Origin of the sequence: Ralstonia edaphi (genome assembly GCF_958350185.1) — a bacterium.
In the GTDB taxonomy this organism is placed as follows: Bacteria; Pseudomonadota; Gammaproteobacteria; order Burkholderiales; family Burkholderiaceae; genus Ralstonia; species Ralstonia edaphi.
In genome coordinates this window covers 679,301-692,792 of sequence record NZ_CATWHI010000003.1, presented here as the reverse complement: position 1 = coordinate 692,792, position 13,492 = coordinate 679,301, and the positions used below count along the sequence as shown (strand labels likewise).

The window sequence follows — 13,492 nt, the reverse complement described above, 5'->3', positions numbered from 1 at the left end:
GATGCGGCTCGGCTTATGCGGCTTCGCTCAGGCCACGGCCGGCGCGTGCCTCGCTGTGCTTTACCTCCATCGCCTGGGCCAGCATGTAATCGATGAACGTGCGGACCTTCGTCGGCAGGAACTTGCGGCTCGGGTACACCAGCGATAGCGACCGATGCGGCAGCTTGTATTGCGGCAGCACGCGCACCAGCCGTCCGGATTCCAGATCCGGCCGCGCCATGTACGACGACAGAATCGCGATGCCCATGTCGGCGAGCACCGCGCGGTGCATCAGTTCGGCATTGCTCGTGACGAGCGATGGCTGCACCGGCACCGAAATCGACTGACCGTCGGGCGTGCTCATCTCCCATTCGTGACGCAGCTGCGGGTGCCACATGGCGATGACGCGGTGCTCGGCAATATCTTCGGCGCGCTGGGGCGTGGAATGCTGGCGGAGGTAGGCTGGCGTGGCGGCCATGATCATCTCGGCGGAAATCATCCGGCGTGCAACGAGGTGCGAGCCGAGGCCGAGTTCTGAAACCATGATGCCGACGTCGCGGCCATCCTCGACGATGTCGATCGGGCGATCGGACAGCGCCACGTCAAACGTCACCTCGGGATAAAGCTGCTGGAAGCGCGCGAGCAGCATCGGCAGCACGTGCAGCCCGAACATGACGGGGGCGACGATGCGCAGGCCGCCGACCAGCGCCTGGCTGCGCGAGGTGGCGAGCGATTCCGCCTCGTCAATGTCGAGCAAGATTTGCGCACAGCGCTGCAGGTAGGTTTCGCCCACGTCGGTCAGCGACAGGCTGCGCGTGGTGCGGTTGAGCAGGCGCGTGCCGAGATGCGCCTCGAGGTCGGCCACGTAACGCGTGACCACGGCATTGCTCATTGACAGATGCTGTGCCGCCCGGGCGAAGCTGCCGAGCTCCACCACCTTGGAAAACACCCGCATCGACTGCAAACGATCCATTCCGGCCTCTCACATAATTTGTTGTCAAAAATAGAACAAATCTGTCGTGACAGCAAATATTTAATATTGTCAGAAGCAATTCACTGCCTAGGGACAATTCTTGAATGTGAGCACACGCTCATGTGAGAATGCCGCCCCAGCTCCATTTGAGATATTTGGTTGCCGGGGCTGCGTATCCGACTTCTCACCGATTGACGCAACAGCAGATTTGCGTCGAGACTCTATACCGAGCGGTAGATTTTCGTGGGTTCGTCTTGTGCCAGGTCATGTTTGGCCCGAATCGTGGGTGGAACGCAGTCTTGCGCAAATCGGTGCGGCGGTGGCCAGAGGGCCTCGCCATACTTGAACGATGGATGCCGCGAACCCTGACCCGCATGAGCGCCCCGCAACGAGGGCAGCCATCACGGCCGATGTATCGCCCCGCGATGCCGACGGCCGAGGAGACACCACATGACCATCCAGAATCGCGAACCGGTCCACTATCTGGCGGGCGAAATGCCGCTGCACCGGTATTGCGCCCACCATGCGCAGCAAACGCCCGAGCGCATCGCCCTGTTGTGGTACGGCCGCACGATCTGCTGGCGCGAGTTGGATCAGGCGTCGACGCGGCTGGCCGTGCAATTGCAGCGGCTGGGCGTGTCACGCGGCGATCGCGTTGCGCTGTTCCTGCACAACTGTCCGCAAGCCATCGTGGCCCATCTGGCCACGGCCAAGCTGGGCGGTATCGTCGTGCCGTGCGGGCCGCTGTCGCGTCAGCACGAACTGCGCGACCAACTGGCCGATTGCGGCGCGAAGATTCTGGTGGCCGCGGCTGACCTGATGCCGATTGTCGAGGCTGCGCGGCCGGGCACGTCAGTCACGACCGTCATCACCACACGCTATGCCGATCTGCAGCCCACGCAGCCTGCGTGTCGCAAGGCGCTGGCCGTGCCGCCCGAGCTGATTGCCGCCGATGCCTCGTCCGCGCCGCCGCTCAAGAACAAGCCGGGCGCCGCGCAGCTCGACCTGATGCAGCTGATGGCCGAACCCGTGGATGTGGCCGAGCGCAACGCCGTCGCCGCCATCCAGGTGAACTTGGACGACGTTGCGCTGATGGTCTACACCTCCGGTACCACCGGACGCCCGAAGGGCGCCATGCTCACGCACCGCAACGCGCTGTACAAAACGGCCGTCACGGTGCAGGTCAGCGGCATCCATGCCTCGGATGTGATGCTGGCGGTGGCGCCGCTGTCGCATATCGCCGGCATGCTGATGGGCATGAACGTGATGCTGTATTCCGGCGCGACGACCATCCTGCTTTATCGGTTCGATCCCCTGGCTGTGCTGCAGGCCATCGACCGCTATCGCGTGACACGCTGGTACAGCATGACGCCAATGAATCTTGCCGTGATGGCGCATCCGGACGCGGCGCAGTACCGCATGGAATCCCTGGTGGCCAACCCGTGCACCAGCTTCGGTGTCACGCTGACCGAAGCCATTGCCGACCGGTGGCGTGCCTTTGCAGGCCCGCAGTGCCGCATCTATGAAGCCGCCTATGGCTTATCGGAAACGCACACTTGCGATGCCATTACCCCCGCGGATGCCCCGCGCTGGGGTTGGCACGGCAAGATCGTCCCGCAGACCGAGGTACGCATCGTCGATCCGCACACCGGCGCGGAACTGCCGCCGGGCCAGGCCGGCGAAATCACCATCCGCAGCCCCGGCGTCTTCCGCGGCTACTGGCAGCGCGACGAGGCCACGCGCGCCGTCCTGCACAACGGTTTCCTGCGGACCGGCGATATCGGCCAGGTCTCGCCCGACGGCTACCTTCAATGGCAGGGCCGCATCAAGGAGATGATCAAGGTCTCGGGCTACAGCGTGTTTCCGGAGGAGGTCGAGGCGCTGCTGTCGCGCCACCCGGGCATCCGCCAAGTGGCCGTGACGCCCATCCCGGATCCCGACAAGGGCGAAGTCGTCTGTGCGCATGTGGTGCCGATGAGCGGCGTGACGCTCTCGGAAGCCGAGCTGATTGCCTGGTCGCGCGACAACATGGCGCCCTACAAGGTGCCGCGGCGCGTGAAGTTCCACGATGCGCTGCCCGCTACCGCGACGGGCAAGGTGCTGCGAAGGTTGCTGCGCGAAGACGCCGTCGCCGCCTGAAAACGAAACGGCCGCCAAATTCTGGCGGCCGTTTTGTCAGGTCTGCACGAAGCGTTTCTGTCGGGCGATGCTCATCAGGATGCCGATGCCCATGCCCAGCGTGACGAGCGCCGTTCCTCCGTAACTGATGAGTGGCAGCGGCACGCCCACCACAGGCAGGATGCCGCTCACCATGCCCATGTTGACGAAGGCGTAGGTGAAGAAGATCAGCGTGATCGACCCGGCCAGCAGGCGCCCGAACAGCGTGCCCGCGTTGGCGGCAATGAAGAGCCCGCGCAGGATCAGCAGCAGATACAGGAACAGCAGCACGCCGTTGCCCACTAGCCCGAATTCCTCCGAATACACCGCGAAAATGAAGTCGGTGTGTTTCTCGGGGATGAACTCCAGGTGGGTTTGCGTGCCCTTCAGCCATCCCTTGCCCGTCACGCCGCCCGAGCCGATCGCAATGATGGACTGGATGGTGTGGAAGCCCTTGCCGAGCGGGTCGGTGGTCGGGTCGAGCAGCGTACAGACGCGGTGTTGCTGGTAGTCGTGCAGGATCGGCCAGTTCACGCCCGGCGCGCAGATGCGCGACTCGAAAGACACCACCAGCGTGATCGCCGTCACAGCAACTACCAGCACCGGCACGATCAGCCGCCACGACAGCCCGGCAAAGTAGATCACGTAGATGCCTGCCGCCAGCACCAGAAGCGCGGTGCCCAGGTCCGGCTGCTTGGCGATGAGCCCGACGGGAATCAGCAGCAGCAAGGCGGCCGCCAGATAGTCGTACCAGTGGATCACGCCCTCGCGCTTCTGGAAGTACCACGCCAGCATCAGCGGCATGGCGATCTTCATGATCTCGGAAGGCTGGACCACCACGCCGATATTGAGCCACCGCCGCGCGCCCTTGCGGATGAGCCCGAACGCCGCCACGCCAATCAACAACGCCACGCCGACGGTGTAGAGCGGCACCGCAAAGCGCATCAGCGTCTGCTGCGGCAGGTTGGCGATGATCCACATCAGCACGAATGACAGCAGGATGTTGCGGACTTGGTCTTCCACCCGGCCCGGCATGTCGATGGCAGCCGAGTACAGCGCGATCAATCCGGTGCCGAGCAGCAGGAAGACGATCAGCGCCAGCGGACCATCGAAGCCCGTGAAGAGCGACTTGATGACGTTGAATATGCGGCGCTTGTCCAGTTTGTCCATGGCGAAATCCTCAAGCGCAAATATCAGGGCGCGGCCGGCTTGGAGGCCGGTTTCTGCGCGGGCTTCGGTGCCGGCTTGTTGCCGGGCTTGGCGTCCTTCGCCCCCTTGGGGGCGGTGGCCGGCGCCGAAGCCGGTGCGGCAGCGTTGCCTCGTCCGCGTGGCGGCAGTTCTGGTGCGGGTTGCGCATGCGACAGCGCCTGCAGCACCTGGGCGTCCAGCGTGGCCGGGGCGACAGCTTCTGCGCTGGTGCCGGCCTCGCGCAAGGCCGGGGCCACCAGGTCTGGCGACAGCGGCGGCGCACTGCGCGTGCCTCCCGCTGCCGTCGACGACGCGGCCGGCGCAGAAGCGGCGGCCACCCCACTGGCCGCGGAGGCTGCCACGCCCGAAGCGGCAGCCACACCGGATGCCGCCTCAGCCGCCACCGGCGGCGGCGCCGTCGCGCTGGCGATGGTGGCCGTCTTGCCGGTCGAGAACACGCTCGGCGTATCCACCGGCGGTTGCTGCTGAGGTTTCGGCGCGGTGGCAGCCAGCTCGGCGGGCCACTTGCCGGTCAGGTAATAGTCCATCACCGCGCGTGCGATTGGCGCGGCCGATGCTGCACCGAAGCCGGCGTTTTCCACGATCAGCGCGAGCGCGATCTTCGGATGGTCTGCCGGCGCAAACGCCTCGAACAACGCGTGGTCGCGCTTGTTTTCGGGGATGGCGTGGTGGTTGTACTTTTCGTTCTTGCCCAGCGAATACACCTGCGCCGTACCGGTCTTGCCCGCCGACACATACTGCGCACCGATGAACGCCTTGGCCGCCGTGCCGGCCTGGTTCACGCCCACCATGGCGCGCTTGATCACGTCGATGTTGGCCTGCTTGAGCGGAATCCGGTAGCTCTCGGTCGGCACCGTCAGCGAGCGCGACTTGGACAGCGAATCTTCAACGGCCTTCACCAGGTGAGGCTTCATCACCACGCCATTGTTGGCCAGCGTCGAGATCGCATGCGCGAGCTGCAGGATGGTGAAGTTGTTGTAGCCCTGGCCGATGCCCAGCGAGATGGTTTCGCCGTCGTACCACTTCTGCTGCTCGGGGCGCTTGTAGGCTTTGCGCTTCCACTCGGTGGACGGCAGGATGCCGGTACGCTCGCCCTCGATGTCGATGCCCGTGACTTGCCCGAAGCCGAACGGCTTCATGAAATCGTGGATGGCATTGACGCCCATGTCGTTGGCGAGCCGGTAGTAATACGTGTCGCACGACGCCACGATGGAGCGGTACATGTCGACCCAGCCGTGCCCGCCCGGTACGTCATCGCGGAAGGTGTGGTTGCCCAGCGTGAACGAGCCGGGATCGGCCATGCCCCACTGCGGCGTGCGCTTGCCCAGCTCCAGCGCGCCCAGCGCCATGAACGGCTTGTACGTCGAGCCGGGCGGATACGTGCCGCGCAGCGGGCGGTTCAGCAGCGGCTTGTCCGGCGAGTTGTTCAGCTCGTTCCAGGTCGTGCTGTCGATCCCTTCAATGAACAGGTTGGGATCGAACGTCGGCTTCGAGACGAAGGCCAGGATGTCGCCCGTCTCCGGCTCGATCGCCACGAGGGCGCCGCGCCGGTTGCCGAAGAGCTGTTCGGCCAGCCGCTGCAGGTTGATGTCGAGCGACAGGATCAGGTTGTTGCCCGGCGTTGCCTGCGAGGTCGACAGCGTGCGGATCGGCCGGCCGCCCGCGCTGACTTCCACCTCTTCGTAACCCGTCAGGCCGTGCAGTTCGGTTTCGTAGCTCTGCTCGATGCCGACCTTGCCGATGTATTCCGTGCCGCTGTAGTTGTTCGAATCCTTGCGCGGGTCGTACGCCACGCCGGGCTGGCTGTTGGCATCGCTCATGTTGTCGATGCGGTCCAGATCGCGCTCGGAGATGCGGCCGATGTAGCCGATCACGTGCGACGCCGAGTCGCCCAGCGGGTATTGGCGGAACAGCCGCGCATGCACGTCCACACCCGGAAAGCGGAAGCGCTGCGCCGAGAACCGCGCGACTTCCTGGTCCGTCAGCTGGCTGCGGATCGGCAGGCTTTCGAAGCTGCGCGCATCTTCCATCAGGCGCTTGAAGCGGCGGCGGTCGCGCGGCTGGATATCGACCACCTGGGCAAGCTGGTCGATCGTGTTGTCGAGCGTGTCCTGCAGCTTGGACGGCGTGATCTCCAGCGTGTACGCCGAATAGTTGCGCGCCAGCACCACGCCGTTGCGGTCCATGATGATGCCGCGGTTGGGCTCGATCGGCGCGACCGAGATGCGGTTGTCTTCCGCCTTGGCCGAGTACTGCTCGTGCTTGACCTGCTGCAGCCAGAAGAACCGCGCCAGCAGCAGCCCGAAGCAGATCAGCACGAACAGGGCGGCCGCCGCCAGCCGCAGGCGGAAGCGTGACAGCTCCTGTTCGACGTTGCGGATTTCGGTCATGCCAGGTGAAGGCGAATAGCGGGGTGCATCAGATCGGCCGCCTTAGATGGGCCGAGTTTCGTCGACGCTTTCCGGGCGACGCTGCGGCGCCAGCAGGAAGGCGTTGGCGAACGGCCAGAGCGCAGCTTCGATCAGCGGCGGCAGGATGACCTGCCAGTCCGGCAGGTGTGCGCCCATCAGCAGGCGGATGATGATCGGCACGGCGTGCGCCAGCACCAGCAGCGGCAGCACGTGCAGCGCCTGCGACAGCACCGAGAACCACAGCACGCGCCGGTGAATCGTGATCGCAAAATACGACAGCATCGTGTAGGCCATCGCGTGTTCGCCCAGCAGACGCGCTTCGTGAACGTCCATCAGGAGGCCCAGCAGGAAAGCCACCACCATGCCCACGCGGCGCGGTTGATGGATGTTCCAGAACACCAGCACCAGCGCCACCAGATCGGGAATCCACTGCATGTGGCCCCACGGCATCAGGTTGAACAGGAACGCCAGCACGAAGCTGAACGCGATGAAGCCGGGGTTGACCGGGCGCAGCAGGTATTGAGGCGAGTTCATGATCGATGGCCTCGCTTCAACGTTTTTGCGCTGAATCGGTGTCCAGCGGATTGCCGTCGGCGTCGGTCGGGCGCGGCGGCGGGGTGTTTTCTTCGGCTGCGGCCGCGGGCGCCGGTACATTCGCTTCGGCGGCGGCGCGTGCGGCGCGGTCCTTTTCTTCGCGGGCGTCGCGGGCAGCGTTCTTGCCCTTGGGCGCTGGCGCGGGCGACAAATCCGTCGGCGGCGGGAAGCCCGATTCGTACTTCACGATCAGCAGATGCCGGTTGCTGCGGATGCCGGCCACCGGCTCGCAGATCACGCGCGAGAACGCGGTGTCGGCCTTGCGCTCGATTTGCGAAATACGCGCCACCGGCAGGCCCGCCGGATAGACGCCGTCCAGCCCCGACGTGACCAGCAGGTCGCCCTGCTGCAAATCGGCCGAGGCAGCCATGAAGCGCAGGTCCAGCGCGCCCGGTCGCGCTCCGCCAAACGCCACGCTGCGCAGGCCGTTGCGCACGACCTCCACGGGGATCGCCTGGTCCTTGTCCGTCAGCAGCGTGACTTGCGATTCGAACAGCGACACGCGCGTCACCTGGCCGACCACGCCGCGGTCGTCGATGACGGGGTAGCCCGCGCGCACGCCGTCCTTCGAGCCGCGATCGATCACGATGCGCTGCGTATAGGGGTCACGTGCTTCGTAGAGGACTTCCGCCGCCACCGTGGGCACCGCCGCGTGCTGCTTCAGATTCAGCAGCGTGCGCAGATTGCGGTTTTCGGCTTCGAGTTGCGAGGCGCGCAGCGATTGCTGCGCCTGGGCAACCGCCGACTCGCGCAGGTTGCGGTTATCAACAGCCAGCTTGGTGGACGACTGCGTGTAATCGAGCGCGGCGCGCGCCGTATCGCGTGGAATCAGCACCAGGCGCTCGACCGGGTACAGGATGACCGACACGACTTGCCGGACCACGCCCAGCACGGACATGCGGGCATCGATCACCAGCAACGCAAGCGCAAGCGCGAGCAAGGCGACCAGCCGCGCGGTGGCGGACGGGCCCTGCTTGAAGAGGGGCGGCGGGGAGTAATCCATGACCCGGACGCTTCAAATGGGCACGGCAGACGCGTGACGGTCAACGTCAAGGTCAACGGCCTGCCGGCAACAGATTGGGTGTGGCGCTGGTGCGGTGCCCGAGCCCTGGACGGGCGGAGCACGGCGCACCGGCGCGAGACGCATCTCAGCGGTCCGCGAAGGCGGTTGGCGTGACCAGAACGGCGGTCACGAAATCGGTCGCAACAGCGGAACGCGGAGCGGCGTGGCGCATGGTCCCGTTATTCGTACGAGAAGATGCTGCCGAGCTTGTCCATGCGCTCGAGCGCCATGCCCGAGCCGCGCACCACGCAGGTCAGCGGGTCTTCGGCCACCAGCACCGGCAGGCCGGTTTCTTCGGCCAGCAGGCGGTCCAGGTCGCGCAGCAGCGCACCGCCGCCCGTGAGCATCATGCCGCGTTCGGCAATGTCGGCGCCCAGTTCCGGCGGGGTTTGTTCCAGCGCGATCTTCACCGACGAAACGATCTGGTTCAGCGGGTCGGTCAGCGCTTCCAGGATTTCGTTGGACGACACCGTGAAGGCGCGCGGAATGCCTTCCGACAGGTTGCGGCCCTTCACTTCCATCTCGCGCACTTCCGAACCCGGGAAGGCCGAGCCGATTTCCTTCTTGATGGCTTCGGCGGTCTGTTCGCCGATCAACATGCCGTAGTTGCGGCGGATGTAGTTGACGATGGCCTCGTCGAACTTGTCGCCGCCCACGCGCACGCTGCCCTTGTAGACCATGCCGCCCAGCGAGATGATGCCCACCTCGGTGGTGCCGCCGCCAATGTCCACCACCATCGAGCCAGACGGCTCCGACACCGGCAGGCCGGCACCAATGGCAGCCGCCATCGGCTCTTCAATCAGGTAGACCTGCGATGCGCCGGCGCCCAGCGCCGATTCGCGGATGGCGCGGCGCTCGACCTGGGTCGAACCGCACGGCACGCAGATGATGATGCGCGGGCTCGGGCGCAGCAGCTTGGTGTCGTGCACCATCTTGATGAACTGCTTGAGCATCTGCTCGGTGACGGTGAAGTCGGCGATCACGCCGTCTTTCATCGGGCGGATGGCCTCGATATTGCCCGGCACCTTGCCCAGCATCTGCTTGGCTTCCTTACCGACAGCCTGGATGGTCTTCTTCGCGTTCGGGCCGCCTTCCTGGCGAATGGCCACCACCGACGGCTCGTCAAGGACGATGCCCTTGTCGCGGACGTAGATCAGGGTGTTGGCGGTGCCGAGGTCGATCGCGAGATCGTTGGAGAAATAGCTGCGCAAAAAGCCGAACATCGAATGAATCCTGTTTTTCGAGTCATGGGCGGCCCAGCAGCAGGATTGCGGCGCAACGGCTGCACCAACGCGCGGACCTCGCAAGGGCATGCCATGCGGTCCGATCCTGCTACTGCGCTCCCGGGAATGTCGCGGGCTCCGTGGTGGTCGACGGTGGGGTGCCGTGGCACTGGCCATCCTGCCGAGGCTGGGCCGCCCGGAGAGGGGGCCCCCAAGGAACCTTTGATTAAGTGTCGCCTGATGCTGACGGTGCGACTGCCGGGAGGTTCCCGGGGTACTTAATCAGAGGGTCCGTGACTGCACGAAGTCGCCTGCTGACTTAGAAATTTAGTCGGCAATCATACCTTATAATTCGAGCGTTTCGCGGGCGTTTGGCGCCAAAATTCCGGCAAATCGGCGCTGTCAGCGCCCAACCTGAGCGGACTTTGCGCGCAGTAGCCGTCGCTTGCCGCACGTTGCCCGCCCGCCGCTGCACTCACTGACCCACTCCGATGGCACTCGAACTCTCCGACGTCAAACGCATCGCCCATCTCGCCCGTATCGAAGTCTCCGAAGGCGAGGCGGCCCAGACCCTCACCCAGCTCAACCAGTTTTTCTCGCTGGTCGAGCAGATGCAGGCCGTGGACACCACCGGCATCGAGCCGATGGCCCACCCGATCGAGCAGGTTCAGGCGCAAGCCCAGCGTCTGCGCGACGACGCCGTCACCGAGCCCGACCGCCGCGCCGACTACCAGCAATGCGCGCCGGCCACCGAAGCCGGCCTGTACCTCGTGCCCAAGGTGATCGAGTAACCCGCGGTAATCCGCGTAAACGGCGCGCCTGCGCCCGCCTTGAGCCCACTCCATTCGACGTCGCCGGCCGCTGCCGGCAGCCCATCCGAACGTATTCGATGACCGCATCCACGATCAAAGCCCTGTCTGCCCAACTCGCCGCCAAGGAGGTTTCGGCGGAGGAACTGGCGCGCCACTACCTGTCGCGCATCGAGGCCGGGGCGCACCTCAACGCCTTTACCCATGTCGACGCCGAGGCGACGCTTGCCCAGGCGCGGGCCGCCGACGCGCGCATCGCGGCCGGCAACGCGGCGCCGCTGACCGGCGTGCCGATCGCGCACAAGGACGTGTTCGTCACCCGCGGCTGGCGTGCCACGGCGGGCTCCAAGATGCTCGGCAACTACGTCAGCCCGTTTGACGCCACCGTGGTCGAACGCCTGGGCGCGGCCGGCATGGTGACGCTGGGCAAGACCAACATGGACGAATTCGCGATGGGCTCGTCCAACGAGAACTCGGCGTTCGGCGCGGTCAAGAACCCGTGGAACCTCGAACACGTGCCGGGCGGCTCGTCGGGCGGCTCGGCGGCAGCGGTCGCGGCCGATCTGGCGCCTGCTGCAACCGGAACGGACACCGGCGGCTCGATCCGCCAGCCGGCATCGTTCTCGGGCATTACCGGGATCAAGCCGACGTACGGCCGGGTGTCGCGCTACGGCATGATCGCCTTCGCCTCGTCGCTGGATCAGGGCGGCCCGATGGCCCGCACGGCCGAGGATTGCGCGCTGCTGCTGTCTGCCATGGCCGGCTTTGACCCGCGCGATTCCACCAGCCTGGAACCCGGCCGCGGTGGCGACGTGGAAGATTTCAGCCGCCTGCTCGGCCAGCCCGTGCAAGGCGCGGATGCCACCCGCCCCCTGGCCGGCCTGCGCATCGGCCTGCCCAAGGAGTATTTCGGCGAGGGCCTGGCCGACGACGTTCGCGCCACGGTGCGCGCCGCGCTGGCCGAACTGGAAAAGCTCGGCGCCACGCTGGTCGACATCAGCCTGCCGAAGACCGAACTGTCGATCCCGACGTATTACGTGATCGCCCCGGCCGAGGCCTCGTCCAACCTGTCGCGCTTTGACGGCGTGCGTTACGGCCACCGCGCGGCGGAATACCGCGATCTGGCCGACATGTACCGCAAGTCCCGCGCCGAAGGCTTCGGCTGGGAGGTCAAGCGCCGCATCCTGGTCGGCACGTATGTGCTGTCGCACGGGTATTACGACGCGTATTACCTGCAGGCGCAGAAGATCCGCCGCATCATCGCGCAGGATTTCCAGAACGCATTCGCGCAGTGCGACGTGATCATGGGCCCCGTCGCCCCGACCGTTGCCTGGAAGATCGGCGAGAAGAGCGATGATCCGGTGCAGATGTACCTTGAAGACATCTTCACGCTGTCGACCAGCCTGGCGGGCCTGCCGGGCATGAGCGTGCCGGCCGGTTTCGGCGCAAACGGTCTGCCGGTTGGCTTGCAGATCATCGGCAACTATTTTGAAGAGGCGCGCATGCTGCAGATCGCGCATGCGTTCCAGCAGGCGACCGACTGGCACAACCGCCAGCCGGCGGCCTGAGGCCCGTACAGACGTATCGCTCCACGCAGGAGGCGCGCATGAACCACCGCATCCGCACTGCACTCGGGCTGGCGCTTGCCGCCGGCCTGCTGGCGGCGTGCGTGCCGATTCCGCTGCCGTCGATTCCGGGCATCAGCCGGCCGTCGAAGCCGCCGCCGATTTCCGACCGCCGCATCGACGTCAACGGCTACTGCAGCCAGACCGAAGAAGACGGCTTCCGCGAGCAGGCGACGCTTACCGTGGCCGACAACAACGTCAACGCCATGCAATGGCAGTTGTGGGTCGGCCGGCGCGGTTCGTGTCAATTCGACCTGTCGACGTTCCAGCAGACCAAGCGCCGCCCCAGCATCGAGCTGCGCGAGCGCTACGGCAATTGCACGCTGATGGTCTGGCAGGACCCGCGCCGCGTCACGCTGGCACATGCCAACTGCGAAGCGCATTGCACGCCCGGCATCTATGAAGAAGCCTGGCCGGTGATGTTCGACCCGCAAACGGGCCAATGCGCCCGGAATGCCCGGTGATGCGCCTATCGCTTCGCGTGTTGGCGGCGCTGACCAGCGCCCTGGCGCTGCACGCGTTCGCGCAACCGACGCCCGACGCTGAAGGCGCCCTGCCGGATATGCCGGCGGCGCGTGCGCCGTCGTCGGCGGAGCTGGGCGTGCAGACGGTGGAGATTCCGCGTGCGTCTGTGAAAGACGCCGACGATGCGCCGCAAACGCTGACCGGCTATTGGGTCGCGTCGCCCGTCAAGGCGCCCGCGACCGGCACGCCGGTGGTGATCGCGCTGCACGGCTGCAGCGGCCTCTATACGCAGGCCGGGGCGGATGCCAAGGCGCTGGGCTCGCGGTATCGCGGGTATGCGCAGTGGCTTGGCGCGCGTGGTTACGCGGTGGTGTTTCCGGACAGTTTCGGCCCGCGCGGCAAACCGCACGGCATCTGCACCGAACGCACCGCTACGCGCGATATCAACGGCGCCGTGCGCCGCGCCGACGTGCTGGCCACGATCCGCTGGGTAGCGGGGCAGCCGGGTGTGGACGCGCGCCGCATCGTGCTGCTCGGCTGGTCCAACGGTGCGCAGGCCGTGCTGGAGGCGGTGGATGCCAGCCGCGCTTGGCCGGCCGATACGCCTGCCGTCAATCGCGCGGTGGCGTTCTATCCGGGCTGTGCGTCGGCACAGAAGCGGCCCGACTATCGGCTGAACGCGCCATTGCTGCTGCTGGCTGGCGGCAACGACGACTGGACCCCGGCCGATCACTGCCAGGCGCTGCAGACGGCTGTACTGGCGCGGCAGCCGCAGGCGCGTTTCGAGCTGGACATGTTTGGCGGCGCGTATCACGGTTTTGACGGCACGGCGCCGGTCAAGGACCGCAACGGCATCCCAAAGGGACGTCGCTACGGAACGGTCACGGTCGGAGGCGATCCGGCAGCGCGCGAGGCCGCGTTTGCGAAGCTCGCGGCGTGGCTCGATGCGCCGCATCCCTGATCGCAGCCAGGCAAGAACACCTG

Annotated in this window: 11 protein-coding genes; 5 read left to right on the top strand and 6 right to left on the bottom strand. The window is 66.0% G+C overall.

Going from position 1 to position 13,492, the window contains the following annotated elements:
- Nucleotides 1-13: 13 nt before the first annotated feature.
- Entirely contained in the window at nucleotides 14-952 is a 939-nt protein-coding gene (locus R2669_RS13695; protein WP_316900621.1) for a LysR family transcriptional regulator, read from the bottom strand.
- Between the two features lie 450 nt (nucleotides 953-1,402).
- On the opposite strand from R2669_RS13695, the gene R2669_RS13690 reads away from it, so the two are divergent.
- Nucleotides 1,403-3,091 (top strand): AMP-binding protein, encoded by a 1,689-nt coding sequence (locus R2669_RS13690; protein ID WP_316900619.1) that lies wholly within the window; start codon nucleotides 1,403-1,405, stop codon nucleotides 3,089-3,091.
- Nucleotides 3,092-3,127: 36 nt separating this feature from the next.
- On the opposite strand, the gene rodA is transcribed toward R2669_RS13690, so the two are convergent.
- From rodA to R2669_RS13665, 5 genes are all read right to left on the bottom strand, one after another.
- The gene (rodA, locus tag R2669_RS13685) at nucleotides 3,128-4,279 is read right to left on the bottom strand and encodes a rod shape-determining protein RodA (protein WP_037026347.1); all 1,152 of its coding nucleotides are present in this window, start codon (nucleotides 4,277-4,279) and stop codon (nucleotides 3,128-3,130) included.
- Between the two features lie 23 nt (nucleotides 4,280-4,302).
- Nucleotides 4,303-6,708 carry a penicillin-binding protein 2 gene (gene mrdA / locus R2669_RS13680; protein ID WP_316900617.1) on the bottom strand — a complete coding sequence of 802 codons (2,406 nt, stop codon included), beginning with the start codon at nucleotides 6,706-6,708 and terminating at the stop codon, nucleotides 4,303-4,305.
- A gap of 42 nt (nucleotides 6,709-6,750) precedes the next feature.
- Nucleotides 6,751-7,263 carry a rod shape-determining protein MreD gene (mreD, locus tag R2669_RS13675; RefSeq protein ID WP_147215030.1) on the bottom strand — a complete coding sequence of 171 codons (513 nt, stop codon included), beginning with the start codon at nucleotides 7,261-7,263 and terminating at the stop codon, nucleotides 6,751-6,753.
- A 16-nt stretch (nucleotides 7,264-7,279) separates the two neighbouring features.
- Nucleotides 7,280-8,326 (bottom strand): rod shape-determining protein MreC, encoded by a 1,047-nt coding sequence (gene mreC, locus R2669_RS13670; protein WP_316875201.1) that lies wholly within the window; start codon nucleotides 8,324-8,326, stop codon nucleotides 7,280-7,282.
- Nucleotides 8,327-8,565: 239 nt separating this feature from the next.
- A complete protein-coding gene (locus tag R2669_RS13665) occupies nucleotides 8,566-9,609 on the bottom strand; it encodes a rod shape-determining protein (protein WP_004628293.1) in 1,044 nt (347 codons plus the stop codon).
- Nucleotides 9,610-10,100: 491 nt separating this feature from the next.
- Between R2669_RS13665 and gatC the strand changes: the two genes are divergently transcribed.
- The 4 genes from gatC (at nucleotide 10,101) to R2669_RS13645 (ending at nucleotide 13,469) form a co-directional block, all read left to right on the top strand.
- A complete protein-coding gene (gene gatC / locus R2669_RS13660; protein ID WP_316900615.1) occupies nucleotides 10,101-10,400 on the top strand; it encodes an Asp-tRNA(Asn)/Glu-tRNA(Gln) amidotransferase subunit GatC in 300 nt (99 codons plus the stop codon).
- Between the two features lie 98 nt (nucleotides 10,401-10,498).
- Complete coding sequence (gene gatA / locus R2669_RS13655; RefSeq protein WP_316900613.1) at nucleotides 10,499-11,986, top strand: Asp-tRNA(Asn)/Glu-tRNA(Gln) amidotransferase subunit GatA; 1,488 nt, start codon at nucleotides 10,499-10,501, stop codon at nucleotides 11,984-11,986.
- A gap of 38 nt (nucleotides 11,987-12,024) precedes the next feature.
- The gene (locus R2669_RS13650) at nucleotides 12,025-12,507 is read left to right on the top strand and encodes a hypothetical protein (protein WP_316900611.1); all 483 of its coding nucleotides are present in this window, start codon (nucleotides 12,025-12,027) and stop codon (nucleotides 12,505-12,507) included.
- Nucleotides 12,507-13,469: a dienelactone hydrolase family protein gene (locus tag R2669_RS13645; RefSeq protein WP_316888982.1), complete on the top strand. Its 963-nt coding sequence runs from the start codon at nucleotides 12,507-12,509 to the stop codon at nucleotides 13,467-13,469. The genes R2669_RS13650 and R2669_RS13645 overlap by 1 nt, the downstream gene beginning before the upstream one ends.
- Nucleotides 13,470-13,492 lie beyond the last annotated feature (23 nt).

Bases quoted from the DNA above. Each gene is read 5' to 3' on its own strand.
- R2669_RS13665 (WP_004628293.1), bottom strand. From the start codon at position 9,609: ATGTTCGGCTTTTTGCGCAGCTATTTCTCCAACGATCTCGCGATCGAC.
- R2669_RS13690 (WP_316900619.1), top strand. From the start codon at position 1,403: ATGACCATCCAGAATCGCGAACCGGTCCACTATCTGGCGGGCGAAATG.
- gatA (WP_316900613.1), top strand. From the start codon at position 10,499: ATGACCGCATCCACGATCAAAGCCCTGTCTGCCCAACTCGCCGCCAAG.
- mreC (WP_316875201.1), bottom strand. From the start codon at position 8,326: ATGGATTACTCCCCGCCGCCCCTCTTCAAGCAGGGCCCGTCCGCCACC.
- gatC (WP_316900615.1), top strand. From the start codon at position 10,101: ATGGCACTCGAACTCTCCGACGTCAAACGCATCGCCCATCTCGCCCGT.
- R2669_RS13650 (WP_316900611.1), top strand. From the start codon at position 12,025: ATGAACCACCGCATCCGCACTGCACTCGGGCTGGCGCTTGCCGCCGGC.
- R2669_RS13695 (WP_316900621.1), bottom strand. From the start codon at position 952: ATGGATCGTTTGCAGTCGATGCGGGTGTTTTCCAAGGTGGTGGAGCTC.
- mrdA (WP_316900617.1), bottom strand. From the start codon at position 6,708: ATGACCGAAATCCGCAACGTCGAACAGGAGCTGTCACGCTTCCGCCTG.
- rodA (WP_037026347.1), bottom strand. From the start codon at position 4,279: ATGGACAAACTGGACAAGCGCCGCATATTCAACGTCATCAAGTCGCTC.
- R2669_RS13645 (WP_316888982.1), top strand. From the start codon at position 12,507: ATGCGCCTATCGCTTCGCGTGTTGGCGGCGCTGACCAGCGCCCTGGCG.
- mreD (WP_147215030.1), bottom strand. From the start codon at position 7,263: ATGAACTCGCCTCAATACCTGCTGCGCCCGGTCAACCCCGGCTTCATC.